This window comes from Ciceribacter sp. T2.26MG-112.2 (assembly GCF_900492205.1).
GTDB classification, from domain to species: domain Bacteria; phylum Pseudomonadota; class Alphaproteobacteria; order Rhizobiales; family Rhizobiaceae; genus Allorhizobium; species Allorhizobium naphthalenivorans_A.
On record NZ_UEYQ01000002.1, the window covers coordinates 232,826 to 255,544 of the forward strand.

The 22,719-nt window shown below is 63.2% G+C and carries 26 protein-coding genes; 12 read left to right on the forward strand and 14 right to left on the reverse strand.

The annotated features are described in order from the left end of the window. Position 1: 1 nt before the first annotated feature. The 6 genes from scpA to DYZ14_RS04665 form a co-directional block, all read right to left on the reverse strand. Positions 2-2,137 (reverse strand): methylmalonyl-CoA mutase, encoded by a 2,136-nt coding sequence (gene scpA, locus DYZ14_RS04640; RefSeq protein ID WP_154719606.1) that lies wholly within the window; start codon positions 2,135-2,137, stop codon positions 2-4. Positions 2,138-2,382: 245 nt separating this feature from the next. Then, positions 2,383-4,389 carry an acetyl-CoA carboxylase biotin carboxylase subunit gene (locus DYZ14_RS04645; protein WP_154719607.1) on the reverse strand — a complete coding sequence of 669 codons (2,007 nt, stop codon included), beginning with the start codon at positions 4,387-4,389 and terminating at the stop codon, positions 2,383-2,385. Beyond that, entirely contained in the window at positions 4,386-4,751 is a 366-nt protein-coding gene (locus DYZ14_RS04650; protein ID WP_445292268.1) for a hypothetical protein, read from the reverse strand. Before DYZ14_RS04650 ends, DYZ14_RS04645 begins: the two co-directional genes overlap by 4 nt. A gap of 22 nt (positions 4,752-4,773) precedes the next feature. Next, positions 4,774-5,151 carry a hypothetical protein gene (locus tag DYZ14_RS04655; protein ID WP_154719609.1) on the reverse strand — a complete coding sequence of 126 codons (378 nt, stop codon included), beginning with the start codon at positions 5,149-5,151 and terminating at the stop codon, positions 4,774-4,776. A 103-nt stretch (positions 5,152-5,254) separates the two neighbouring features. Beyond that, on the reverse strand, positions 5,255-5,626 hold the full coding sequence (locus DYZ14_RS04660; RefSeq protein ID WP_154719610.1) for a hypothetical protein: 372 nt from the start codon (positions 5,624-5,626) through the stop codon (positions 5,255-5,257). 50 nt (positions 5,627-5,676) lie between these two features. Further along, positions 5,677-7,209, reverse strand: a complete 1,533-nt coding sequence (locus tag DYZ14_RS04665; RefSeq protein ID WP_154719611.1) for an acyl-CoA carboxylase subunit beta — start codon at positions 7,207-7,209, stop codon at positions 5,677-5,679. A 131-nt stretch (positions 7,210-7,340) separates the two neighbouring features. On the opposite strand from DYZ14_RS04665, the gene DYZ14_RS04670 reads away from it, so the two are divergent. Continuing rightward, positions 7,341-8,750, forward strand: coding sequence for a helix-turn-helix domain-containing protein (locus DYZ14_RS04670; RefSeq protein WP_154719612.1), 1,410 nt, complete (start codon positions 7,341-7,343; stop codon positions 8,748-8,750). Between the two features lie 15 nt (positions 8,751-8,765). On the opposite strand, the gene DYZ14_RS04675 is transcribed toward DYZ14_RS04670, so the two are convergent. From DYZ14_RS04675 to DYZ14_RS04690, 4 genes are all read right to left on the reverse strand, one after another. Further along, a complete protein-coding gene (locus tag DYZ14_RS04675; RefSeq protein WP_154719613.1) occupies positions 8,766-9,839 on the reverse strand; it encodes an enoyl-CoA hydratase/isomerase family protein in 1,074 nt (357 codons plus the stop codon). A gap of 10 nt (positions 9,840-9,849) precedes the next feature. Beyond that, entirely contained in the window at positions 9,850-10,989 is a 1,140-nt protein-coding gene (locus DYZ14_RS04680) for an acyl-CoA dehydrogenase family protein (protein ID WP_154719614.1), read from the reverse strand. A gap of 453 nt (positions 10,990-11,442) precedes the next feature. Then, positions 11,443-12,399, reverse strand: a complete 957-nt coding sequence (locus DYZ14_RS04685; RefSeq protein WP_154719615.1) for a D-2-hydroxyacid dehydrogenase — start codon at positions 12,397-12,399, stop codon at positions 11,443-11,445. A 174-nt stretch (positions 12,400-12,573) separates the two neighbouring features. Next, complete coding sequence (locus DYZ14_RS04690; RefSeq protein ID WP_115669864.1) at positions 12,574-12,771, reverse strand: CsbD family protein; 198 nt, start codon at positions 12,769-12,771, stop codon at positions 12,574-12,576. A gap of 351 nt (positions 12,772-13,122) precedes the next feature. Here DYZ14_RS04690 and DYZ14_RS04695 point away from each other — a divergent pair, with 351 nt between their 5' ends. Both DYZ14_RS04695 and DYZ14_RS04700 read left to right on the forward strand, forming a co-directional pair. Then, complete coding sequence (locus DYZ14_RS04695) at positions 13,123-13,491, forward strand: DUF883 family protein (RefSeq protein WP_154719616.1); 369 nt, start codon at positions 13,123-13,125, stop codon at positions 13,489-13,491. 3 nt (positions 13,492-13,494) lie between these two features. Next, a complete protein-coding gene (locus DYZ14_RS04700; RefSeq protein ID WP_154719617.1) occupies positions 13,495-13,941 on the forward strand; it encodes a hypothetical protein in 447 nt (148 codons plus the stop codon). 96 nt (positions 13,942-14,037) lie between these two features. Here the strand turns inward: DYZ14_RS04700 and DYZ14_RS24310 are convergent, their stop codons facing one another. Next, positions 14,038-14,226 carry a NepR family anti-sigma factor gene (locus tag DYZ14_RS24310; protein ID WP_154719618.1) on the reverse strand — a complete coding sequence of 63 codons (189 nt, stop codon included), beginning with the start codon at positions 14,224-14,226 and terminating at the stop codon, positions 14,038-14,040. Between the two features lie 154 nt (positions 14,227-14,380). On the opposite strand from DYZ14_RS24310, the gene DYZ14_RS04710 reads away from it, so the two are divergent. The 5 genes from DYZ14_RS04710 to DYZ14_RS04730 all read left to right on the forward strand — a co-directional run bounded on the left by DYZ14_RS04710 (position 14,381) and on the right by DYZ14_RS04730 (position 18,067). Next, positions 14,381-15,175: a response regulator gene (locus DYZ14_RS04710; RefSeq protein WP_154719619.1), complete on the forward strand. Its 795-nt coding sequence runs from the start codon at positions 14,381-14,383 to the stop codon at positions 15,173-15,175. A gap of 97 nt (positions 15,176-15,272) precedes the next feature. Next, positions 15,273-16,271: a sensor histidine kinase gene (locus tag DYZ14_RS04715; RefSeq protein ID WP_154719620.1), complete on the forward strand. Its 999-nt coding sequence runs from the start codon at positions 15,273-15,275 to the stop codon at positions 16,269-16,271. 124 nt (positions 16,272-16,395) lie between these two features. Beyond that, positions 16,396-17,454: a zinc-binding metallopeptidase family protein gene (locus tag DYZ14_RS04720; RefSeq protein WP_154719621.1), complete on the forward strand. Its 1,059-nt coding sequence runs from the start codon at positions 16,396-16,398 to the stop codon at positions 17,452-17,454. A 79-nt stretch (positions 17,455-17,533) separates the two neighbouring features. After that, positions 17,534-17,881: a hypothetical protein gene (locus DYZ14_RS04725; protein WP_195949825.1), complete on the forward strand. Its 348-nt coding sequence runs from the start codon at positions 17,534-17,536 to the stop codon at positions 17,879-17,881. Beyond that, positions 17,882-18,067 (forward strand): hypothetical protein, encoded by a 186-nt coding sequence (locus DYZ14_RS04730; RefSeq protein ID WP_154719622.1) that lies wholly within the window; start codon positions 17,882-17,884, stop codon positions 18,065-18,067. It begins immediately after the preceding gene. Between the two features lie 168 nt (positions 18,068-18,235). Here the strand turns inward: DYZ14_RS04730 and DYZ14_RS04735 are convergent, their stop codons facing one another. Continuing rightward, complete coding sequence (locus DYZ14_RS04735) at positions 18,236-18,403, reverse strand: DUF1328 domain-containing protein (protein ID WP_028738513.1); 168 nt, start codon at positions 18,401-18,403, stop codon at positions 18,236-18,238. Positions 18,404-18,649: 246 nt separating this feature from the next. Here DYZ14_RS04735 and DYZ14_RS04740 point away from each other — a divergent pair, with 246 nt between their 5' ends. Together DYZ14_RS04740 and DYZ14_RS04745 are read left to right on the forward strand one after the other, a co-directional pair. After that, positions 18,650-18,808 carry a NepR family anti-sigma factor gene (locus DYZ14_RS04740; RefSeq protein ID WP_232365433.1) on the forward strand — a complete coding sequence of 53 codons (159 nt, stop codon included), beginning with the start codon at positions 18,650-18,652 and terminating at the stop codon, positions 18,806-18,808. Then, the gene (locus tag DYZ14_RS04745) at positions 18,808-19,374 is read left to right on the forward strand and encodes an RNA polymerase sigma factor (RefSeq protein ID WP_154719624.1); all 567 of its coding nucleotides are present in this window, start codon (positions 18,808-18,810) and stop codon (positions 19,372-19,374) included. Before DYZ14_RS04740 ends, DYZ14_RS04745 begins: the two co-directional genes overlap by 1 nt. A gap of 3 nt (positions 19,375-19,377) precedes the next feature. Here the strand turns inward: DYZ14_RS04745 and DYZ14_RS04750 are convergent, their stop codons facing one another. After that, positions 19,378-19,746, reverse strand: coding sequence for a hypothetical protein (locus DYZ14_RS04750; RefSeq protein WP_154719625.1), 369 nt, complete (start codon positions 19,744-19,746; stop codon positions 19,378-19,380). A gap of 121 nt (positions 19,747-19,867) precedes the next feature. On the opposite strand from DYZ14_RS04750, the gene DYZ14_RS04755 reads away from it, so the two are divergent. Beyond that, the gene (locus DYZ14_RS04755; RefSeq protein ID WP_154719626.1) at positions 19,868-20,623 is read left to right on the forward strand and encodes a Crp/Fnr family transcriptional regulator; all 756 of its coding nucleotides are present in this window, start codon (positions 19,868-19,870) and stop codon (positions 20,621-20,623) included. Between the two features lie 97 nt (positions 20,624-20,720). Here the strand turns inward: DYZ14_RS04755 and DYZ14_RS04760 are convergent, their stop codons facing one another. Then, the gene (locus DYZ14_RS04760) at positions 20,721-20,885 is read right to left on the reverse strand and encodes a DUF1328 domain-containing protein (RefSeq protein WP_115669981.1); all 165 of its coding nucleotides are present in this window, start codon (positions 20,883-20,885) and stop codon (positions 20,721-20,723) included. 248 nt (positions 20,886-21,133) lie between these two features. On the opposite strand from DYZ14_RS04760, the gene DYZ14_RS04765 reads away from it, so the two are divergent. Further along, positions 21,134-22,705 carry a Re/Si-specific NAD(P)(+) transhydrogenase subunit alpha gene (locus DYZ14_RS04765; RefSeq protein ID WP_154719627.1) on the forward strand — a complete coding sequence of 524 codons (1,572 nt, stop codon included), beginning with the start codon at positions 21,134-21,136 and terminating at the stop codon, positions 22,703-22,705. Positions 22,706-22,719 lie beyond the last annotated feature (14 nt).

Sequence of the window (22,719 nt, forward strand, 5' to 3'; positions counted from 1 at the left end):
CTCAGGCGTTGCGCAGGCGCCCCTCGATCAGGTCGAGTACGGTGCGGGCCGCTTCCATGACATTGGTGCCGGGGCCGAAGACGGCCGAGACGCCGTGCTGCATCAAGTAGTCGTAGTCCTGGCGCGGAATGACCCCGCCGACGACGACGATCACGTCCTTGGCGCCCTTGGCTTTCAGCGCCTCGACCAGCTGCGGGGCGAGCGTCTTGTGGCCGGCGGCGAGCGAGGACATGCCGACGACCTGAACCTTCTCCGCGACCGCGAGATCGGCGGCCTCGTCCGGGGTCTGGAACAGCGGACCGGCGACGACCTCGAAGCCGATGTCGCCAAAGGCCGAGGCGATTACCTTGGCACCGCGGTCGTGGCCGTCCTGGCCGAGCTTGGCGACCATGATGCGTGGCTTGCCGGCCTTCTTCGCATAATCGTTCAGGCGGCCGGACAGCATCTGCATTTCCGGATCGCCTTCATAGGCCTTGCCGTAGATGTCGTGCACGACGATGGGGGTCGCGGCATGGTCGCCATAGACGGCGCGCATGGCGTCGGAGATCTCGCCGACGGTGGCGCGGGCCCGGGCAGCCTCGACGGCGGCTTCCAGGAGATTGCCCTGGCCGGTGCGGGCATAATCGGTGATGCGGGCGAGCGCAGTCTCCACCGCCTTGGGGTCTCGCTGGCGGCGGGTCTGCTCGATGCGCTTGATCTGCGAAGTACGCACGGCGGTATTGTCGATGTCGAGGATGTCGATCGGGTCTTCGTTTTCCAGCCGGAACTTGTTGACGCCGACAATGACTTCCTCGCCCTTGTCGACGGCGGCCTGGCGACGGGTCGCGGCCTCCTCGATCAGGCGCTTGGGCAGGCCGGCGTCGACGGCCTTGGTCATGCCGCCCATGGCTTCGACTTCCTCGATCAGGGCCCAGGCCTTTTCCGCCAGCTCATTGGTCAGGCTTTCGACATAGTAGGAGCCGGCGAGCGGGTCGACGACCTTGGTGACGCCTGTTTCGTTCTGCAGGATGAGCTGGGTATTGCGGGCAATGCGGGCGGAGAAATCGGTCGGCAGCGCGATGGCTTCGTCGAGCGCATTGGTATGCAGCGACTGGGTGCCGCCGAGCGCCGCCGACAGTGCCTCATAGGCGGTGCGGATGACGTTGTTGTAGGGATCTTGTTCCTGCAGCGAGACGCCGGAGGTCTGACAGTGGGTGCGCAGCATCAGGGACGATGCCTTCTTAGGCTCGAATTCCTGCATGATGCGGGTCCACAGCAGGCGCGCGGCGCGAAGCTTGGCGGCCTCCATAAAGAAGTTCATGCCGATGGCGAAGAAGAAGGAGAGGCGGCCGGCGAACTCGTCGACGTTGAGGCCCTTTGCAAGCGCGGCGCGCACATATTCGCGGCCGTCGGCGAGCGTAAAGGCGAGCTCCTGCACCAGCGTCGCGCCGGCTTCCTGCATGTGGTAGCCGGAAATCGAGATGGAGTTGAACTTCGGCATTTCCTTCGCCGTGTACTCGATGATGTCGGCGATGATGCGCATCGAGGGGGCCGGCGGGTAGATATAGGTGTTGCGGACCATGAACTCCTTGAGGATGTCGTTCTGGATGGTGCCGGAAAGCTTGTCGCGCGAAACGCCCTGTTCCTCGCCGGTGACGATGAAATTGGCGAGGATCGGGATGACCGCGCCGTTCATGGTCATCGAGACGGAGATGTCCTGAAGCGGGATGCCGTCGAACAGGATCTTCATGTCCTCGACGCTGTCGATCGCCACGCCCGCCTTGCCGACATCGCCGACGACGCGGGGATGGTCGCTGTCATAGCCGCGATGGGTGGCGAGGTCGAAGGCAACCGAGACGCCCTGCTGGCCGGCGGCGAGCGCCTTGCGGTAGAAGGCGTTGCTCTCTTCCGCCGTGGAGAAGCCGGCATATTGGCGGATGGTCCAGGGACGGCCGGCATACATGGTGGCGCGCGGACCGCGGACGAAGGGGGCAAAGCCTGGCAGAGAGCCGAGATGGTCGATGCCGGCGAGGTCGTCCGCCGTGTAGAGCGGCTTGACGTCGATGCCTTCCGGCGTGTGCCAGGTCAGCGTGTCGGCCGGACGCTTCAGTTCCTTCTCGGCCAGTGCTTCCCAGTCCTTGATGGTCTTTTCGGTCATCCGGTTTTCTCCCTGCTCCGTGTGGGCTGTGCGCCGACGGCTAGTGTTACTTTTTGCCCCTCACCCTGCCCTCTCCCCGCGGGCGGGGAGAGGGTGGCGCAAGCCTTGTCGCTTCGGCCTTCTCCCCGTTCACGGGGAGAAGGTGCCGGCAGGCGGATGAGGGGCGAAGCACGGTGCCCGTGGCCCCCTCATCGCCTCGCATTCGCTCGGCACTTCTCCCCGCGGGGGAGAAGTGGACGGGACGGTTATTCGAACTCCATGATCAGGCCGTCGACGGCGAGGCTTTCGCCGGCCTTGACGGCGATCTTCTTCACCACGCTGCGCTTCTCGGCCTTCAGGATGTTTTCCATCTTCATCGCTTCGACGGTGGCGAGCGCCTGGCCGGCTTCGACCTGGTCGCCTTCCTTGACGGCGACCGAGGTGATGACGCCCGGCATCGGGCAGAGCAGCATCTTGGAAGTATCCGGGGGCAGCTTTTCCGGCATCAGCTTGGCGAGTTGTGCGACGCGCGGCGACCGCACGCGGGCGGTGACGTCCATGCCGCGCCAACGCAGGCGAATGGCCGGGCCGAGCAGATTGATCTTCACGCCGACGGCCTCGCCGTCGACATGGAAGACCGAATGCAGCTGGCCGGGTTGCCAGCCGCCGGTGACGGCGCACTTGCCGTCGTCGGCGAAGGCCACGGCCATGCCGTCGACGCCGGTGGACAGCGTGACCGGGAATTCATGGCCGGCGAGCGTGACGACCCAGTCGCGGCCGACCTTGCGCTGGTGATTGCCGATCGTGCCGGAAATTGCGACGGCGCGCTCCTGCAGCGTCTGATTGATGACGGCAGCGATGGCGGCGAGCTTGCGGGCGGAGGCTTCGTCCGGGGCGACGCCGGTGAAGCCGTCCTTGAACTCCTCGGCGATATAGGCGGTGGTGATCTTGCCGGAGCGGAAACGCTCCTGCTGCATCACGGCCGAGAGGAAGGGCAGGTTGTGGCCGATGCCTTCGACCTCGAAATTGTCGAGTGCCTTCGACATGGCGTCGATCGCGGAAAGACGATCCGGCGCCCAGGTGCAGAGCTTGGCGATCATCGGGTCGTAGTACATCGAGATCTCGCCGCCGTCATAGACGCCGGTATCGTTACGCACGATCGTGCCGTCGTCCTGAACACCCTCGACCGGGGGGTGATAGCGGGTGAGGCGGCCGATCGACGGCAGGAAGTTGCGGTAGGGATCTTCGGCATAGAGGCGGCTTTCGATCGCCCAGCCGTTGAGCTTGACGTCGTCCTGGCCGAAGGACAGCTTTTCGCCCGAGGCGACGCGGATCATCTGCTCGACGAGATCGAGGCCGGTGATGAGTTCGGTGACCGGGTGTTCGACCTGCAGGCGGGTGTTCATCTCCAGGAAGTAGAACTTGTTCTGCTTGCCATCGACGATGAATTCGACCGTGCCGGCGGAGTGGTAGCCGACGGCCTTGGCGAGCGCGACGGCCTGCTCGCCCATGGCCTTGCGGGTGGCGGGGTCGAGGAAGGGCGAGGGGGCCTCCTCGATGACCTTCTGGTTGCGGCGCTGGATCGAGCATTCTCGTTCGCCGAGATAGAGCACCGTGCCGTGCTTGTCGCCGAGCACCTGGATCTCGATATGGCGCGGTTCGGTGACGAACTTCTCGATGAAGATGCGGTCGTCGCCGAAGGAATTCTTGGCCTCGTTGCGCGACGACTGGAAGCCTTCGCGGGCCTCCTCGGCGTTCCAGGCGATGCGCATGCCCTTGCCGCCGCCGCCGGCCGACGCCTTGATCATCACCGGATAGCCGATCTGGTCGGAGATCTTCACGGCTTCGTCGGCGTCCTCGATCAGGCCCATATGGCCGGGAACGGTGGAGACGCCGGCTTCGGCAGCGAGCTTCTTCGAGGTGATCTTGTCGCCCATCGCCTGGATGGCATTGACCGGCGGGCCGACGAAGGTGATGCCGGCATTGGCCAGCGCATCGGCGAACACGGCGTTTTCCGAGAGGAAGCCGTAGCCGGGATGGACCGCGTCGGCGCCGGTCTTGGCGATCGCCTCGAGGATCTTCTCGATGACGATATAGGACTGGTTGGACGGCGCCGGACCGATATGAACGGCCTCGTCGGCCATCTTGACGTGCAGCGCGTCGCGATCGGCGTCGGAATAGACGGCGACCGTCTTGATGCCCATCTTCCTAGCGGTCTTGATGACGCGGCAGGCGATTTCGCCACGGTTGGCGATCAGAAGTTTCTTGATCATGGCTTTCCGGCTTCCATTGTGTCTTCGAAGGCTTGCGGGAAGTTCTTCCGCGCCAGGCTTGCATTGAGTTTCAGCAGGGCGAAATACGAGGCGGGGTCGAAGGCCCGTTCCGCCGGCAGCACTTCGCGCCCGAACAAGCGGCAGAGCCGTTCGCCATCCAGGTTTCCGCGCTGGAACGGTTCCGTGCCGAAATGGCGCCAGAGCGCCTGGACGAATTCGATGTCGGCGAGCGCCACGGACTTGTCCATGGTGCGGTGGCGCGGCCAGGCGGTCAGTGGCGTGACCTTGGGGTTGGCCCTTCGGATGGTGAATTGCCATTGGGTGCCGAGCAGTCCGGCCGGAAAGCCTTGATGCTTGGGCATGAGGGGTTCCTTGGCCATGGCATCAGACCTCGAACACGTCTTCGAAGGATTCGGGGAAGCTCTTGCGGGCCACCCGTTCGTCGATGCGCAGCAGGGCCTGATAGGAGGTCGGGTCGAACGGACTTTCCGCCGGCACGACCTCGCGGCCGAACAGGAGGTTGAGCCGCCCGGCGTCGAGATTGCCGCGCTCGAAGGGTTCGTTGCCGAAGTGATGCCAGAGCGCATGCAGGAAGGCGGCGTCGACCTTCTGCTCGATCGTGTTGGGGCGGGCGAGCCGCTGCAGGGGCTTGAGCGGCGTCGCGCCCTTCTCATTGACGCGCCGGATGGTGAAATGATGACCATGGCCGGGCAGGCCCGACGGAAAGCCGCGATGCTTGGTCATTTCGGGGGGCTTGGCCATTAGGTACCCTTTAGGCCCGGTTCGGCATCGAAAGGCACGGCTGTCATAACGATGGCCCTCCAGACAATCTGGTCGAGGTTGGATTTGCGATTCTTGAACTCATTCAGCCGTTCTCGTCTATTCGCAGCATGAGTGCCTCCGCACGACTCATGTCAATTCTGAACTCGGCACTTGCATCGGTATCCGTGTGGGTGCCGCATACTATCAAGATGTCGTCACACCAGAGACGGTTCAGACCTCCCGCATCCAAATTCCATCTGCGAAATACAGTCCCCGGATACAGTGAAATCAGTTGCCGGAGAAAATATACGTCGCGACGACGTTCATCGGTGTCGTTGTCGTTGATCGGGTTCTTTGCATATTGCTTGCCATTTCTCGGCGGAACTGGAGTTGTCGACCTTGTTCGAGTCGTCAGCTTTGTTCTGGATCCTAAGCCCTTGTCGGCAGGAATGAACTCCGGAATTCGATGGCGCACTTGATCGGTCTCCTACATCGAATGGCAACTCGTGGTGATCCCAGTTCCCCTTACAACGGGATCGTGTCGTGCTTCTTCCAGTGCGTGCCGACCTGCTTGTTCCTGAGCGAGGCAAAAGCGCGGGCGATGCGGCGGCGCGAGGAATGCGGCATGATCACCTCGTCGACGAAGCCGCGCTCGGCGGCCTTGAACGGGTTGGCGAAGTTGACTTCGTATTCCCTCGTGCGCTCGGCGATCTTTTCCGCGTCGCCGAGTTCGGAACGGTAGAGGATCTCGGTCGCGCCCTTGGCGCCCATGACGGCGATCTCGGCGGTCGGCCAGGCATAGTTGATGTCGGCGCCGATATGCTTGGAGGCCATGACGTCATAGGCGCCGCCATAGGCCTTGCGGGTGATGAGCGTGACCATCGGCACGGTCGCCTGCGAATAGGCGAACAGCAGCTTGGCGCCGTGCTTGATGACGCCGCCATATTCCTGCGCCGTGCCGGGCAGGAAGCCAGGGACGTCGACCAGCGTCAGGATCGGGATGTTGAAGGCGTCGCAGAAGCGGACGAAACGGGCGGCCTTGCGCGAACTGTCGATATCGAGGCAGCCGGCCAGCACCATCGGCTGGTTGGCGACGACGCCGACCGTCTGGCCTTCCATGCGGATGAAGCCGGTGATGATGTTGCGGGCAAAGGCCTCCTGGATCTCGAAGAAATCGCCCTCGTCGGCCAGCGCGTAGATCAGCTCCTTCATGTCGTAGGGCTTGTTGGAGCTGTCCGGGATCAGCGTGTCGAGGCGGTTCTCGATGCGGGCCGGGTCGTCGTGGAAGGGGCGGACGGGCGGCTTTTCGCGGTTGTTGAGCGGCAGGAAGTCGAACAGCAGGCGGACCTGCTCCAGCGCCTCGATATCGTTCTCATAGGCGCCGTCGGCGACGGAGGATTTCTTCGTGTGGGTCGAGGCGCCGCCGAGTTCCTCGGCCGTGACGATCTCGTTGGTAACGGTCTTCACCACGTCGGGGCCGGTGACGAACATGTAGGATGAATCGCGCACCATGAAGATGAAGTCGGTCATGGCGGGTGAATAGACAGCACCACCGGCACAGGGGCCCATGATGACGGAGATCTGCGGCACGACGCCCGAGGCATCGACATTGCGCTTGAAAACGTCGGCATAGCCGGCGAGCGAGGCGACACCTTCCTGAATGCGGGCGCCGCCGGAATCGTTGAGGCCGATCACCGGAGCGCCGTTCTTCAGCGCCATGTCCATGATCTTGCAGATCTTCTGCGCATGGGTCTCGGACAGCGAGCCGCCGAGCACGGTGAAGTCCTGGGAGAAGACATAGACCTGGCGGCCGTTGATCGTACCCCAGCCGGTGACGACACCGTCGCCGGCGACCTTCTGCTCGGCCATGCCGAAGTCGGTGCAGCGATGCGTCACGTACATGTCGTATTCTTCGAACGAGCCCTCGTCGAGCAGGACTTCAATGCGCTCGCGCGCCGTCAGCTTGCCCTTGGCATGCTGGGCGTCGATGCGGCGCTGGCCTCCGCCGAGATGGGCCTCGGCGCGGCGCGCCTCAAGCTGGTCCAGAATCTGTAGCATGCTTCCTCCCGACAAAATGCAAGGCGCCTCTGTGATTTGTGCCCTTAAACGTGAGGGCTTGCAAAGAAAATGATTGAACAGGTGCAATTGTGGATTTATGAATTTGCAAACAGCGAAATGCGAAATTGCAAATGGCGATCGGCAAGCTTTTCATCGGGCGCAAGGTGCGCGAAATCCGCCAGGCGGGCCATGCCACGCAGGCCCAGTTTGCCGACAAGATCGGCATTTCCACCAGCTATCTCAACCAGATCGAGAACAACCAGCGGCCGGTCTCGGCCTCGGTGCTGCTGGCGCTGGCGGAAAAGTTCGGCATCGACATTACTGAACTTTCGTCGGGTCAGAACGATCGGCTTTTGTCGGCGCTGTCGGAGGCGCTGAGTGACCCCTTGTTCGAGACCTATTCGCCGAGCCTGCAGGAACTGAAGCTCGTCACCCAGAACGCGCCGGGGCTGGCGCATGCGCTGATCACCTGCCACCAGGCCTATCGCCGCAACAGCGAGCAGCTGGTGAGCTATGACGACCGGTTCGGGGCCGCCCCTTCGAACGAGACCACCTCCTATGACGAGGTGCGCGACTTCTTCCACTTCGTCGACAATTATATCCACGACATCGACATCCTGGCGGAAAGCCTCGCCGGCCAGCTGAAGCTCGGGGAGGGGGAGAACTATGCGGCGCTTGCCGGCTTCCTCGAGAACCGCCACGGGGTGCGCGTGGTGCGCGGCGATGCGGGAGAGGAGGCGATCCGCCGCTTCGACCCGGCAAGCCGCATCCTGACGCTCTCGCGTTACGCTTCGGCGCCGACGCGCGATTTCCAGATCGCCATCCAGGTGGCCCAGCTCCATGCCCGCGACACGATCGAGCAGGTGCTCAAGCAGGCGGGCTTCCGCACCGAGGAGGCCGTCGAGGTCTGTCGCATCGGCTTGCACAACTATTTCGCCGGCGCGCTGATCCTGCCCTATCGCAGCTTCCACCAGGCGGCGCGCGAGCTGCGCCACGACATCGAGCTTCTCGCCGCCCGCTTCGGTGCCTCGCTGGAACAGGTCTGTCACCGGCTGTCGACGCTGCAGCGGCCGGGGCTGAAGGGCGTACCGATCTTCTTTGCCCGCATCGACCGCGCCGGCAACATCACCAAGCGGCACAGTGCGGCGCGGCTGCAGTTCGCCCGTTTCGGCGCGGCCTGTCCCTTGTGGAACGCGCACCAGGCCTTCGAGGCGCCGGGGCGGATCATCCGCCAGCTGGCCGAGACGCCGGACGGGGTGCGCTATCTCTGTCTCGCCATGCAGGTCAACAAGGGCACGCTCGGCTTTCGCGCCGCCCAGCCGCGCTATGCCTTGGCGCTCGGCTGCGAGATCTCCTATGCCGATCAGTTCGTCTATGCTGACGATCTCGACCTCTCCAACCGCGCCGCCTTCGACCCGATCGGCATCTCCTGCCGGATCTGCGAAAGGGTCAAATGCACGAGCCGCGCAGTCCCGCCGCTGAAGCGCAAGCTCGTGGTGGACCACAGCGTGCGGAACGCGACGCCTTACGAGATCGAGTGAGGGGGAATACCCTTTTTACCCGAACAGCGGCTGCGGATGGGGCGCGAAAAACGCTTCGACGATGTCCGGGCCGACCGCATCGAGCGTGGCCGGGGACCATTGCGGGTTGCGGTCCTTGTCGATGATGGCGGCGCGGATGCCCTCGTAGAAATCCGGAGTCTTCAACGTTTGCGCGGTCGCGGAAAATTCGCGGGCGAGGCAGGTTTCGAGATCCGGTGAGGCCCGGCCGGCGCGCAGCAGCGCCAGCGTCACCTTGAGGCTGGTCGGGGACTTGGTCAGCATGGTCGCCTTGGCCTTCGCCGCGAAGTCGCTTTCCTCGGCGTCGAGTGCGGCAAGAATCTGCTCGACGCTGTCGAAGGCGAAGCAGCGGTCGATCAGGGCGCGGTTCGCGGCAAACTGTCCCTCCGGCGCCTCCGCTGCGAAGTTCGCGATCAAGTCGGTCACGGCTTGGGCGTCCACGCCAGCGGGCAGGGCGGAGAGGCGTTCCGCAAGGTTCGTCAGGTCCGTGGCAGGAATGAAAACGTCGGCAAAGCCGGCGGCGATGGCGTCGGCCGGACCGATCGGCTCGCCGGTCAGGCCCATATAGGTGCCGAGTTCGCCCGGGGCGTGGGACAGAAGCCAGGTTGCGCCGACATCGGGGAAGAAGCCGATGCCGGTTTCCGGCATGGCGAGCTTCGTCGTATCTGTGGCGATGCGGTGGCTGGCATGGCCGGACAAGCCCACGCCGCCGCCCATGGTGATGCCGTCCATGATGACGACGTAAGGTTTCGGATAGCGGCCGATGCGGCCGTTGAGCCGGTATTCCTCCCGCAGGAATTCTTGCGCGTCCCGACTGCCGGCGCGGCCGCTCTCGTAGAGCATTCGGATGTCGCCGCCGGCGCAGAAGCCGCGCTCGCCTTCGCCGGTGACGAGGACCGCGGCGATCGACGCATCGGTCTCGAAGGTGTCGAGCGCCGTCTCGATCTGGCGGATCATCTCGCGCGACAGGCTGTTGATGACACGGGGGCGGTTCAGCGCGATCAGGCCGAGCGCGCCGGTTCGGCCGGTCAGCACCTCCTCGCCGGTGAGGTCCGTCGTCAGGTATCTCATGGTTCTCTCCTTAAGCGCCGATCACCGAGCGGGCGACGATCACCCGCATGATCTCGTTGGTACCTTCGAGGATCTGGTGGACGCGCAGGTCGCGGACGATCTTCTCGATGCCGTATTCGGCGAGATAGCCATAGCCGCCATGCAACTGCAAGGCGCGGTTGGCGACATCGAAGCAGCGATCGGTGACCAGACGCTTGGCCATGGCGCAGAGCGTCGTGGCGTTGGGCGCCTTGTCGTCCAGCGCGCTTGCGGCGCGCCAAAGGAAGGTGCGGGCCGATTCCAGGTCGGTCGCCATGTCGGCAAGTTCGAACTGCAGCGCCTGGAATTCGGCGATCGGGCGGCCGAAGGCCTTGCGGTCCTTCATGTAGGCGACCGCCTTGTCGAAGGCGAATTGCGCGCCGCCGAGCGAGGCGGCTGCAATGTTGAGGCGTCCGCCGTCGAGCCCGGACATGGCGATCCTGAAGCCGTCGCCCTCGGCACCGAGCCGGTTTTCGGCGGCAACGCGCACGCCGTCCATCATCACGGCGCGGGTCGGCTGGGCGTTCCAGCCCATCTTCTTTTCGTTGGCGCCGAAGGTCAGGCCCTTGGCGTCTCCGGGAACGAGAAAGGCGGAAATGCCCTTCGGGCCGTCTTCGCCGGTGCGGGCCATGACGAGATAGAGGGCGCTGGCGCCCGCGCCGGAGATGAACTGCTTCTGGCCGGTCAGCACATAATCGTCGCCGTCGCGCACGGCGCGGGTCTTCAAGGCGGCCGCATCAGAGCCGCAGCCGGGTTCGGTCAGGCAATAGCTGGCGAGCGCATCCATGGTGGCGAGCGCCGGCAGGTGGGTCTCGCGCTGCTCGGGCGTGCCGTAGCGGTCGATCATCGTCGCGCACATGTTGTGGATCGAGATATAGGCGGCAACCGTCGGGCAACCGGTGGCGAGTGCCTCGATGATCAGCGCCGTGTCGAGCCGGCCGAGCCCGGAGCCGCCGGCGTCGTCGGCGACGCAGATGGCGCCGAGGCCGAGGCTGCCTGCCTTCTTCAGCGTGTCGATGGGAAAATGCTTGCTCTGGTCCCATTCAAGCGCAAAGGGGGCAAGTTCCTCGGCGGCGAAATCGGTCGCCATGTCGACAAAGGCCTGCTGCTGGTCGCTGAGGGTGAAATCCATGGCTCTCCTCCAAGAGATGGGCACCGCCTTGCGTCGGCGCGCCCTTTGTTGCCGCCGGGCTTAACACAGGTTCGCCCCCGCGATCACCCCTGTCGAAAGTCGGGGTTGCGAAAAGGGAGTGTGCTATCTTTCGGGCAGCCGCTCCTGGCTTCCGGCCGGGAGAAGGTGGCGCAGCGCCGCATGACGAGAATGTCCGGAGCGGAAAGCCGGCGATGGGCTTGCTTCCGGCGTTTATTCCTCACCCATTACATTCGTTGATTGCCCCTCACCCTGACCCTCTCCCCGTAAACGGGGAGAGTGGACGGCCAAGGCGGTGCCGCATGGTCCTTCTCCCCGCCTGCGGGGAGAAGGTGCCGGCAGGCGGATGAGGGGCAAACGTCAGGTGATGATGCGGGGCGGACACTTGGAGATCACTTCACGCACGACTCCAGGTCCGGAGCGACCGCCCGGCCGTCAGCCCACCACATTCCTTGGCGTGCCGGCGACGAAGAGTTCGATGTTTTCGATCAGCTGGTCGGCCAGCGACTGGATGGCTTCGCGGCTGGCCCAGGCGACATGCGGGGTGAGGATGACGTTGAGGCGGGCGGCGATGCGCATCATCGGGCTGTCGGCGGCCGGCGGTTCGCCGTCGGTGACGTCGAAGCCGGCAGCGGCGATTTCGCCCTTTTCCAGCGCCTGCTCCAATGCCAGCTCGTCGACCAGTCCGCCGCGGCCGGTGTTGATGATGATCGGCGTCTTCTCCATCAGGGCGAATTCTCGCGTGCTTATGATGCCGCGGGTTTCGGCATTGAGCGGGCAGTGGAGGGTGAGGACATCGGCTCGGCGCATCACCTCGTCGAACGGCGTCTGGCCGGGTTTGACCTGGTCCGTTCCCTTGCGGCCGGCGATCAGCACCTTCATGCCAAAAGCCTCGGCGATGCGGCCGACGGCCTTTCCGAGCGTGCCGTGGCCGATAATGCCGAGCGTGGAGCCGCCGAGGTCGGCGATCGGGTGGTCGAAGAAGCAGAATTGCGCCGCCTCCTGCCAGCGCCCGTCGAGCACCGATTGGCGATAGGGAATGATCGAGCGGCGCAGCGCCAGCATCAGGGCGAAGGTGTGTTCCGGCACGGTATGCTTCGCATAGTTGCGGATGTTGGAGACGGTGATGCCGCGCTCTTTGGCGGCGGCGAGGTCGACGATGTCGGTGCCGGTGGCGGCGACCGCGATCATCTTCAGGCGCGGGGCATGGATCAGGCTTTCACGCCGCAGCGGCACCTTGTTGGAGACGACGATGTCGGCCTTGGCGATCCGTTCGCGGACCTGCTCGGCGGTGGTTCGATCATGAACCACCAGTTCATGGGGAAATCCGGGTGGCCGCAGAATGGTTTCGGGGGAAAGTGTATCGCGGTCGAGAAAGACGATCGTCAACATGGCAGTCGGCACTCCTTGCTCAGGCACGCGCATTAGAAAGAGGGTTCATTGCCATGGCAAGGACGGTTCGGCGGCGAAGAGTACGGTCCGACGCGCTCGCGTTGAGAAGACGCGGTGGGGAAAAAGCGGACGCGAAAAAGCCCGGGACGGTGGTCCCGGGCTCATTGATCCGTGTTAGTGGCGACCGAGCCAGGTGTCGATCTCGCGTTCGGCTTCTTCCTCGGACTTGCCGTAGGCTTCCTGGATCTTGCCCGACAGCTGCTTGCGGTTGCCGGCGATCACGTCCATGTCGTCGCCGGTGATCTTGCCCCACTGTTCCTGGGCCTTGCCCTTGAACTGCTCCCAATTGCCTTCGATCTGGTTCCAATTCATGTCGATCTCCTTCTCGGTTGGTTACGGTAGAGGTCGTTGTCCTCGGCTCAACAACGCGACCGGCGGGGTTAGGTTCCGGCGCTCGGGCCGAAAGATTTTCTGCCTCCGCGCGCGATTCCATTCCGTGGAAACTTCACACGTGAGAGCGCATAGGCACATATGAGAGTGCGTAGGCGGGCGTGGAGCGATGGACTGTCTCAGTGTCGAGGAAGCTTGCGTGCTATCGGGGGAAGGCCTAGAAAAATGAGGAACCGATCGACGGTTGAGACGTTTTCAGCACGAAGCAGATCACGCATACTCATCAGCACCAAGCCGATGACGCGTCCCAAAAAGTTCACAAGGAGATTTCTGATGGCGACTGTATCCATGGCGGACAAGGCGAAGGCCAAGGCGGACAACCTGATCGACGAGGCGGAGGTCGCCACCAGCGCAAGCGCCGGCGACGTCCAGGCGGAACTGGAAAACCTGCGTCGCGACATTGCCGCGCTGACCCAGACGGTCGCCTCCTTCGGCACAGGCAAGCTCAAGGAAGCCAGCATCCGGGCCAGCCAGCTCGGTTCCGAAGCCGCCGACGTCTCCGCCCAGTATGTCGAGAGCGCCCGCGACAGTCTTCGGTCGGCCGAACAGGATCTCCAAGCGCAGATCCGCGCCAAGCCGCTGCAGGCGGTCGCCATTGCGGCCGGCGTCGGCTTTCTCGCCGCTCTCCTGAGCCGGCGCTGATCCATGCGGGGATTGCTCCAGCAGATTGTCGTCCTGGCATTGGGCAATGTCTCGACGACCGTGGTCGAGGTCAAGCGCAGGGCGATCGGCGGGGTAATTGCCAGCGTCTTCTTCCTGACCGCCTATGTGGCCCTGGTGATGGCGCTGGCCTTCTTTGTCGCCTCAGAGGCGGGGCCGGTCGCGGCAAGCCTGGTGGTCGCGGGTGCGGCCATGGCTGCGGCGCTCGTGGTTCTCGCGGTGGTCGCCGTGCTCAACCGGCAGATGGAACGCCGCATGCTGGAACGGCAGGCGGCGCTGGCCGCGCGCGGTCCGGATCCGGTGACGGGCCGGTTGATCGCCGAACTGCCCGTCATGATGCGGGACAGCCCGATCGTCACGACGATCATGGTCGGCAGTCTGGTCTATGTGCTGGCGCGTAGCCGGGGATTTGGACGAGGGCCGCGCTCTTAGCGCCGAACCTATCGCTTTGGGGAGACCTGGTTTCCCCTCAGATCGGCAGCGGGCCGGGGCGCTGGCGGAAGGACGGAACCATGGTGCGGACCGGGTTCAATCCTTTTCGCCGCGCTCCGCTTTGTCGAGGCGCTCGAGAAGATCGAGGAATGCGGGAGGCGTGCCCTCTTCGACGATACTGTCGTAATAGCCGCGCAGCTTTCCGGCGATCATGGCGTTGGCGTCCTTCTTGTTCGACGCGGCGGGCGCAGGCCCCTTGCCCTGATCGGCTTGCTTGTCCGGCATTTTCATCAATCCCCTTTGACCCCTAGGCGCGCATGAAATTAATCTATTAAGTGGGGCAACGGAAAAAAAGTTCCTTACCGGCGGAACTTTTTTTCGGATTGCGCGTTTTGAGCCCAGTCCGCACCCATATTTTATATCCAATTGGAGAAACCGCATGTCTCTTACTGCCCGCGTTGCCGCCCATCTGCCCTACCTCCGGCGATACGCTCGAGCCGTCACGGGCTCCCAGACTTCCGGAGACGCCTACGTCGCGGCGACGCTCGAGGCGCTGATCGCCGACCTCTCGATCTTCCCGAAGGGCGCCAATGATCGCGTTTCTCTCTACAAGCTGTTCGTCACGCTGTTTGATTCCACGCATGTGGAAATCCCGGAAATTTCCACTCCGTTCGCCTGGGAAAAGCGCGCCGCCGCCAATCTCGCCAACGTGCCGACGCGGGCGCGCCATGCGTTCCTGCTGATCACGGTGGAAGGGTTCTCGCCGAGCGAGGCAGCCGAGGTTCTCGGCGTGTCGGAAGCCGAGTTCAATGCCCTGTTCAACGAAGCATCCGCCGAGATTTCGCGCCAGGTGGCGACCGATATCATGATCATCGAGGACGAGCCGCTGATCGCGCTCGACATCGAGCAGATGGTCGAGGATCTCGGCCATCGTGTCACCGGCATCGCCCGCACTCATGCGGAAGCGATCGATCTCTACAAGCGCACGAACCCCAAGATGGTGCTCGCCGACATCCAGCTCGCTGACGGCAGCTCGGGTATCGATGCGGTGAACGACATCCTCAAGGTCGATACCGTGCCGGTGATCTTCATTACGGCCTTCCCCGAGCGACTGCTGACCGGTGAACGACCGGAGCCCGCCTTCCTCGTCACCAAGCCCTTCAACCCAGATATGGTGAAGGCCCTGATCAGCCAGGCGCTGTTCTTCAACGAGCGGGTCGCCGAAAGCGCCTGACTGGGCTCAAGGAGGCCTGCGGATGCTCCACGCGGACGGGGCACCAGAGCCCCGGTGAGGCTCACAGCAGTTTGCCGAACAGCGGCGGAGTGAAAAATTGGTACATCGATTGACATGGTTCGAACCTGAGCGCGGCGACGACAAGTTGCGCGAGTTCCTAATCACCGCGCTGATCGACATGAGTGCCAGCCTGTGCCTTCAGGACAGCGAGGGCCGGTACATCTGCATCACTACGCTGCCTGCGCGTTGGTCGCTGAAGTCGGGGGTAACGCCCAGCGACGAGGCGATCTTCGGCGCGGATATCGGCGCCCGCCTGAAGGAAATGAAAGCCGGGCTGGCAAAGCCCGGCGATCACGCCGAACTCGAGATCGAGGCAGGGGACGACACCTTCTTCGAATTCCGTTGTCGCATGATTGCGATGGCCGATCAGGAGGTCAGCCTGATGACCATTGTCATCGACCGCACCGAGGACCGGCGGCGGGAGCGGTTGCTGAGGGCCCTGCTGCGCGAGGTCAGCCATCGCTCGAAGAACCTGCTTGCGATCATCCAGAGCATCGCATCGCAGACGGCGCGCTATTCCGGGACGCTCGAGACCTTCCTCACGAAGTTCCGCGGCCGGCTGCATGCCTTGTCGCAATCCCAGGACCTGATCACCGATTCGAGCTGGCGCGGGGCCTATTTCCGCGACCTGCTCAAGCAGCAGGTCGATCGCTACGTCCAGGAGAACGCCGACCTGGTGAAGGTTTCGGGAGAGGACGTTCTCTTGACCCCGAACGCCTCGCTGCATATCGGGCTGGCACTGCATGAACTGGTGGTCAACGCGGTCAGCCATGGCGATTTCCTGTCGCGCCGCCGACGGATCGAGGTCAGTTGCGAGCGGATCGAGACCGATGCAGGGCCGCAGATCCGCGTTTTGTGGGTCGAACCCGTGGGCAGCCTCGACAGCGAGGCGCTGAAGGCGGCAAGGACGGCCCGATTCGGCAGCACCGTCCTGGAAAGGGTCGTTCCATCCTCGGTCAACGGGCAGGCCAGGCACAGTCTGGAAAAGGACCAGGTCCGTTACGAACTCACTTTCCCGCAGGAAACCTACGAATAGGCGACCCGGCGTCGGAACGATTTTCGATGCGAGTGATTGTAAGCCCGCCGGGTGATCCCACGCTTCGTTTTGTGCGAGCCGCCCAAAATCCGGACCCTTCGTCTCACCGTCACGGGGAACTCGCATGCGTCTGTTCCACTGCTCCAACTGTGCCAATGTCGTCCACTTTGACAATGACGGGTGCGTCAGCTGCGGCCTGCGGCTCGGATATCGTCCCGGCCGGTTCGACATGATCGCCCTTCAACAGGATGGCGATGCCTTCTTCGAGCCGTCCGATCGCCAGACCCCGCTCAAGCCCTGCGCCAATACCGGTATCGGCGCCTGCAACTGGCTGGTGGAGGACGAGCATCCATCGGGCTTCTGTATGGCCTGCCGGCACAATCTGACTATCCCCGATCTGTCGACCCCGGAGAACAGCGAGAACTGGCAGAGGATCGAACTGGCAAAGCGCCATCTGTTCTATTCGCTGATGCGCTTCGGACTGCCGCTGGTCACCCGCATCGAAGATCCGGAAAACGGCCTGGGCTTCGAGTTTCTCGCCGACGACAGCAGCGCCGGCTCGACGGTCATGACCGGTCACGCCAATGGCCTTATCACCCTCAACGTCGCCGAAGCCTCCGATGCGGAGCGCGAGGCGCGCCGCGTTTCGCTTGGAGAATCGTTCCGCACGCTGGTGGGCCACTTCCGGCACGAGGTCGGCCACTACTACTGGGACCGGCTGGTGCGCGACCGGGGCAACCAGGAGACGTTCCGCGCCGTGTTCGGCGACGAAAGCCAGGACTATGGCGTGGCCCTCCAGCATCATTATGCCGAGGGACCGGCACCGGGCTGGGAACAGTCCTTTGTCAGCGCCTATGCGGCGAGCCACCCCTGGGAGGACTTTGCCGAAACCTGGGCGCATTACTTCCACATCGTCGATGCGCTGGATACGGCGGATGCCTTCGGCCTGCGGACCCGTCCGGAGACCGATGCGCCGGAGCTGGCGCTGACGACGACGTTCGACAGCTATCGGGCCGTCGATGCCCGCGTCCTGGTCGATGCCTGGGTCCCGCTCACCATCGCCATCAACAGCATCAACCGCAGCATGGGCCAGCGCGACCTTTACCCGTTCGTCCTGTCCGCGCCGGTGATGGGCAAGCTGCAATACATCCACGAACTGATCCACGCCGCACCCGCGGCCTGACGGCCGGAGCCGGGCGCAGGGCTGCCGGCGGAACCATTAACCCCTGCCGACGTTAACCTTTCAACCAAGGAGAACGTCGATGAATACGCTTGCTGCCCTCATGGTCCTGGTGGCGTGCCATCCCGAGCAGACAACCTGCCTCGAAGAGCCGGTCGCAGTCATTTCCTATGACACGAGCGCCGATTGTCGCGCGGCACTTCCGCGCGAAATGGACAAGGCGCGCCAATTGGCCGGCCTGATCTACGGCGATTGCGTTCCGGTCAACGCCGAACTGCTGGCGGGCCGGCAGATCCGTCAGACGATCGATCCGGTCAAGCTGTCTGCACTTGACGATCAAGCGAGCGAAACCGTGCAGGTCAAGGCGTTTTCCGCCAATGCGGCGCGCCCGGGCCGGACGGCGTTCGATCTGTATGAAGGGAACAAGTAAATGCCGGAGAGCCTGAGCGACAGGGATCGGCGGATCGACCGCCAGACGCGGGATATGGCCCAGCAAGCCAAACTCGACAGCGATCTGGAAAGCATGGTTCCGCCGCGCTGGCGCGCCTCGACGGTCATTGTGGTTCTGTTGATCGTTGCGACTCTGGTCGCTATGCTTGTGTCGATCTTCTTCTGACAACTGCTCCCCGCCCTCCGAAACCATTGAAAATGATCTCCGCCGCCCCGGCGGATTTTTTGTATGCGTGGCAGGTCACGAGCTTGGGGTGGCAAGGGAATGGACAAATGGAAAGAGCCGGGCGTGCCGGCTCTTTCCATGCGTGGAGGGGGTGTTCGTCACGCCTGCTCAGGCGCGACGGCGGAAGAGCTGCGAGACGAGCGAGATCAGGAACAGGACGATGAAGACGAGGAAGAGGATCTTGGCGATACCGGCAGATGCGCCGGCAATGCCGCCGAAGCCGAGGACACCGGCGATGAGCGCGACGACGAGGAAGACGAGAGCATAGTAAAGCATGGCGATTCTCCTTTTTCGATGGCAGAAGAACGGCGCAGCGCTTAAATTGTTCCCCGACGATAGATCGTCTTGTTTCGGCCGGTATTCAGAAGCAGGTCCGCCGGGAAAAAGGGGCTCGTCAAATTGCGGTAAACATCACGGAACCTTCTGGCTTTCCAATCGTTTTGTCGCCACGATAGTCATAACCCCCGTTGGATAAGCATGACCAATTCCCAAAATGACAGACCAGCCGAAGAAAGACAGGAAATGGCTGGCGTGACCCCCGGCATCGCCGAGCAATTGCGCCAGTTCTACCGCGCCGTGCAGGACGAAGCGATTCCCGACCGCTTTCTCAGCCTGCTGGAAAAGCTCGATCAGGCGGAGAAGAACGCCGATCAGACCACCCGCGTCAAGGATTCCGCCTAATGACCGTTGATGCCAACTCCGTCGATCGCTCGTTCAAGCGAGATCTGCTGGCAGCCCTGCCGAACCTGCGAGCCTTTGCCGTTTCGTTGACCGGGCGCCACCACGCCGCCGACGATCTGGTGCAGGACACCATCATGAAGGCGTGGGCCAAGCAGGATCATTTCGAACCCGGCACCAACATGAAGGCCTGGCTGTTCACCATTCTGCGCAATGAGTTCTACTCGCAGATGCGCAAGCGGGGTCGTGAGGTTTCCGATACCGACGGCATCTTCACCTCGCAGCTTTCGACCCATCCGCAGCAGTATGGCTCCCTCGACCTCCAGGATTTCAAGCGCGCCCTGGACCAGTTGCCGAACGATCAGCGCGAAGCCATCATCCTGGTCGGCGCCTCGGGTTTCGCCTATGAAGAGGCGGCCGAGATCTGCGGCTGCGCCGTGGGCACGATCAAGAGCCGCATCAACCGGGCACGCAACAAGCTGCAGGAAATCCTCGGCGTGAGCGGCGAAGGCGATTACGGGCCCGATGCCCACAGTTCGGCGGTGACCAAGCGGGCCTTTGCCGTCTGACGCTCAGGTGGACATGCGCGCCGTCGCCGCAAGCACTGCGCGCATCAGTTCCTCGGCCTGGATCGGCTTTGTAACCGACGGAAAAGCCTCACTGCCGGGCGCCTCCACCAAGGCATCGTCATAGGACGACAGGAAGATCAGCGCGGCCCCGGACTGGGTCACCTGACGGGCACGGTCGCGATTAAGGGCCTCTGTCGGGGCCTTGTCCAAAAGGACGAGGTCGAACTTGCCTTCGCGGAGCTGATCTTTCAGACGGACCAGCGGAACGATCGCAACGGTACAGTCCAGGGCGTCGACAAGGATCTGCTCGACTTCCATCGCGATCAGGTATTGGTTCTCCGCGATGAGAACACGCAGCGATGGGTTGGACATGGCGGTTCCTTTTTTGCCAAAGTGCCTTATCGGCATTCAAGCGCAGGACGTCATTTAAATAAGACATGTGGCATAGTGGCGGCAACGCCATCGTGACGGCGTCGAGACAAGAGGACAGTGCATGGCAAGCGACTTTCGCAAGAACCCGGTGCGTGTCAGCTGTTTCGAATGTCCCTTGCGCCAGAAGAAGCACTTTCGCCCGTTCAGTGCAGACGAGCTTAACTTCGTGTCGCATTTCAAGCGCGGTGAACTGAACGCCGATGCCGGGTCGACCGTGATCGTCGAAGGCTCTCACAGCGCCCATCTTTACACACTACTGGAAGGTTGGGCATTTCGCTACAAGATCCTCGAGGACGGACGGCGCCAGATCCTCAACTACGTCGTTCCGGGCGACATGGTCGGGTTGCAGGGAGCGGTCATGGCCGAGATGCAGCATTCCGTCGAGGCCCTGACGCCGGTGACCCTGTGCGTCTTCGAGCGCAAACGCTTGTTCCAATTGTTCGAGAAGCATTCCGGCCTCGCCTTCGACCTGACTTGGCTGGCAGCGCGCGAGGAGAGCATTCTCGACGAGCACCTGCTCAGTGTCGGTCGGCGCACGGCGACAGAGCGGGCCGCCTATCTGCTGGCTTTCCTGTTCGAGCGAGGTCGCAATGCCGGCCTGCTCGACGAGGAGCGTCGCCATGTGCCGGTGACACAGATGCACGTCGCCGATACGCTCGGCCTGTCGATCGTCCACACCAACAAGACGTTGCGAAAGCTGAGCGAGCGCGGTCTCATCCAGTGGCTCGACCGCGGCTGCGAGGTGCTCGATCCGGAAGGCCTGCAAAACGTGGCGAACTGGAATCCCGGCGATCCGAAGGTCCGTCCGCTGATCTGACGATCGATGCCCGGCCACAAGCCAGGTGCGGTGCCGAATGCGAAAAAACCGCCAGTCGCGAGACCGGCGGTTTTTTCGTTCAATAGCTTCGCTCACATCATGCGACGACGATAATGCCGGCAAACAGGGCGATGATGAAGATCACCAACACGACGAAAATGAGAATTTTGGCGATTCCCGCAGAAGCGCCGGCAACACCGCGAAAGCCGAGAAGGCTGGCGACGGCGGCGATCGCCAGGAAGATCAGGATCCATTGCAGCATGATGCTCTCCGTTCATTTTTTGACCGTCGGATAAACCTGCCGGAGACGATATTGTTCCATGCGGGAGGTGCAGTGAGCGTGCGGCGATTGTCGCACCGGCCGGCATTTGCGAATTATCCGTTGACGGAGCGGCATCATCCGCGCGAAACCCTCACATGAGGGGGAAACTGGGCTGGACAGCGACGTCGCATTCTGCTCGTTTTCATGCCGAAATTGTTCGACTTTAGCCTGATGCGAGGGAGATGGGTTTGAAGATCGGTTCGCCACGGGAGCTGTTTGCGGGAGAGGCACGCGTTGCCATGACCCCCGACAGCGCAATCCAGCTGAAGAAGCTGGGCTATGACTGCATGATCGAAAGTGGGGCGGGTAAGGCCGCCGGCTTTTCCGACGACGCCTATCGCGCCGTCGGCGTCGAGGTTGTCGAGGGCGCCGAAGCGCTCTATGCCGGCGCCGACGTGATCGCCAAGGTGCGTCCGCCGGAGACGGTGGAAGTGGAACGCCTGTCGTCCGGCAAGACGCTGGTTTCCTTCTTCTACCCGGCCCAGAACAAGGAACTTCTGGAACGCGCCAGGGACAAGGGCGCCAATGTCATCGCCATGGACATGGTGCCGCGTATTTCCCGCGCCCAGAAGATGGACGCGCTGTCGTCCATGGCCAATATCGCCGGCTATCGCGCAGTGATCGAGGCCGGCAATAATTTCGGCCGCTTCTTCACCGGCCAGGTGACGGCCGCCGGCAAGGTTCCGCCGGCCAAGGTGCTGGTCATCGGTGCCGGCGTCGCCGGTCTTGCCGCGATCGGCACGGCGACCTCGCTCGGCGCCATCACCTATGCCTTCGACGTGCGTCCGGAAGTGGCCGAGCAGATCGAATCGATGGGCGCCCAGTTCGTCTATCTCGAATTCGAGGCGACGCAGGATGGCGCCGCGACCGGCGGCTATGCCGCACCGTCCTCGCCGGAATTCCGCGAGAAGCAACTGGCCAAGTTCCGCGAACTGGCGCCCGAGATCGACATCGTCATCACCACGGCGCTGATCCCCGGCCGCGACGCGCCGAAGCTGTGGCTCGCCGACATGGTGGCTTCGATGAAGCCCGGCTCGGTGGTCGTCGACCTTGCCGCCGAACGCGGCGGCAATTGCGACCTGACGGTGCCCGACCAGAAGATCGTCTCGGAAAACGGCGTTACCATCATCGGCTATACCGATTTCCCGAGCCGCATGGCGGCCCAGGCCTCGACGCTCTATTCGACCAATATCCGCCACATGATGACGGACCTGACGCCGGCCAAGGACGGCGTAATCGTCCACAACATGGAAGACGACGTCATCCGCGGCGCGACGGTCACCAAGGACGGCGAGATCACCTATCCGCCGCCGCCGCCGAAGATCCAGGCGATCGCGGCTGCCAAGCCGAAGGAAAAGGTCAAGGAACTGACGCCGGAGGAGAAGCGGGCAAAGGAAGTCGCGGCCTTCAAGGCGCAGACCCGCAGCCAGGTCGGCCTTCTGGTGATCGGCGGCTTGCTGATGGCCTTGGTCGGGGCCTATGCGCCGGCCGAGTTCATGAGCCATTTCATCGTTTTCGTGCTTGCCTGCTTCATCGGCTTCTCGGTGATCTGGAATGTCAGCCACTCGCTGCACACGCCGCTGATGGCGGTGACCAACGCGATCTCCGGCATCGTCATCCTTGGCGCATTGCTGCAGATCGGTTCCGGCAACTGGCTGGTCGTCATCCTCGCTTCGCTCTCGGTGCTGATCGCCACGATCAACATCGTCGGCGGCTTCCTCGTCACCCGGCGCATGCTCGCCATGTTCCAGAAGTCCTGAGGGGAGAGGATCAA

What these genes read in the sequence shown, in the direction of transcription:
- DYZ14_RS04655 (WP_154719609.1), bottom strand. Translation starts at nt 5,151, where the DNA reads ATGGCCAAGCCCCCCGAAATGACCAAGCATCGCGGCTTTCCGTCGGGC.
- DYZ14_RS04735 (WP_028738513.1), bottom strand. Translation starts at nt 18,403, where the DNA reads ATGCTTTACTATGCTCTCGTCTTCCTCGTCGTCGCGCTCATCGCCGGT.
- DYZ14_RS04675 (WP_154719613.1), bottom strand. Translation starts at nt 9,839, where the DNA reads ATGAGATACCTGACGACGGACCTCACCGGCGAGGAGGTGCTGACCGGC.
- DYZ14_RS24310 (WP_154719618.1), bottom strand. Translation starts at nt 14,226, where the DNA reads ATGCCGGACAAGCAAGCCGATCAGGGCAAGGGGCCTGCGCCCGCCGCG.
- DYZ14_RS04755 (WP_154719626.1), top strand. Translation starts at nt 19,868, where the DNA reads ATGGCAAGCGACTTTCGCAAGAACCCGGTGCGTGTCAGCTGTTTCGAA.
- DYZ14_RS04645 (WP_154719607.1), bottom strand. Translation starts at nt 4,389, where the DNA reads ATGATCAAGAAACTTCTGATCGCCAACCGTGGCGAAATCGCCTGCCGC.
- DYZ14_RS04695 (WP_154719616.1), top strand. Translation starts at nt 13,123, where the DNA reads ATGGCGACTGTATCCATGGCGGACAAGGCGAAGGCCAAGGCGGACAAC.
- DYZ14_RS04760 (WP_115669981.1), bottom strand. Translation starts at nt 20,885, where the DNA reads ATGCTGCAATGGATCCTGATCTTCCTGGCGATCGCCGCCGTCGCCAGC.
- DYZ14_RS04730 (WP_154719622.1), top strand. Translation starts at nt 17,882, where the DNA reads ATGCCGGAGAGCCTGAGCGACAGGGATCGGCGGATCGACCGCCAGACG.
- DYZ14_RS04700 (WP_154719617.1), top strand. Translation starts at nt 13,495, where the DNA reads ATGCGGGGATTGCTCCAGCAGATTGTCGTCCTGGCATTGGGCAATGTC.
- DYZ14_RS04650 (WP_445292268.1), bottom strand. Translation starts at nt 4,751, where the DNA reads ATGCCCAAGCATCAAGGCTTTCCGGCCGGACTGCTCGGCACCCAATGG.
- DYZ14_RS04740 (WP_232365433.1), top strand. Translation starts at nt 18,650, where the DNA reads ATGGCTGGCGTGACCCCCGGCATCGCCGAGCAATTGCGCCAGTTCTAC.
- DYZ14_RS04720 (WP_154719621.1), top strand. Translation starts at nt 16,396, where the DNA reads ATGCGTCTGTTCCACTGCTCCAACTGTGCCAATGTCGTCCACTTTGAC.
- DYZ14_RS04685 (WP_154719615.1), bottom strand. Translation starts at nt 12,399, where the DNA reads ATGTTGACGATCGTCTTTCTCGACCGCGATACACTTTCCCCCGAAACC.
- DYZ14_RS04665 (WP_154719611.1), bottom strand. Translation starts at nt 7,209, where the DNA reads ATGCTACAGATTCTGGACCAGCTTGAGGCGCGCCGCGCCGAGGCCCAT.
- DYZ14_RS04750 (WP_154719625.1), bottom strand. Translation starts at nt 19,746, where the DNA reads ATGTCCAACCCATCGCTGCGTGTTCTCATCGCGGAGAACCAATACCTG.
- DYZ14_RS04725 (WP_195949825.1), top strand. Translation starts at nt 17,534, where the DNA reads ATGAATACGCTTGCTGCCCTCATGGTCCTGGTGGCGTGCCATCCCGAG.
- DYZ14_RS04690 (WP_115669864.1), bottom strand. Translation starts at nt 12,771, where the DNA reads ATGAATTGGAACCAGATCGAAGGCAATTGGGAGCAGTTCAAGGGCAAG.
- scpA (WP_154719606.1), bottom strand. Translation starts at nt 2,137, where the DNA reads ATGACCGAAAAGACCATCAAGGACTGGGAAGCACTGGCCGAGAAGGAA.
- DYZ14_RS04745 (WP_154719624.1), top strand. Translation starts at nt 18,808, where the DNA reads ATGACCGTTGATGCCAACTCCGTCGATCGCTCGTTCAAGCGAGATCTG.
- DYZ14_RS04710 (WP_154719619.1), top strand. Translation starts at nt 14,381, where the DNA reads ATGTCTCTTACTGCCCGCGTTGCCGCCCATCTGCCCTACCTCCGGCGA.
- DYZ14_RS04670 (WP_154719612.1), top strand. Translation starts at nt 7,341, where the DNA reads ATGGCGATCGGCAAGCTTTTCATCGGGCGCAAGGTGCGCGAAATCCGC.
- DYZ14_RS04680 (WP_154719614.1), bottom strand. Translation starts at nt 10,989, where the DNA reads ATGGATTTCACCCTCAGCGACCAGCAGCAGGCCTTTGTCGACATGGCG.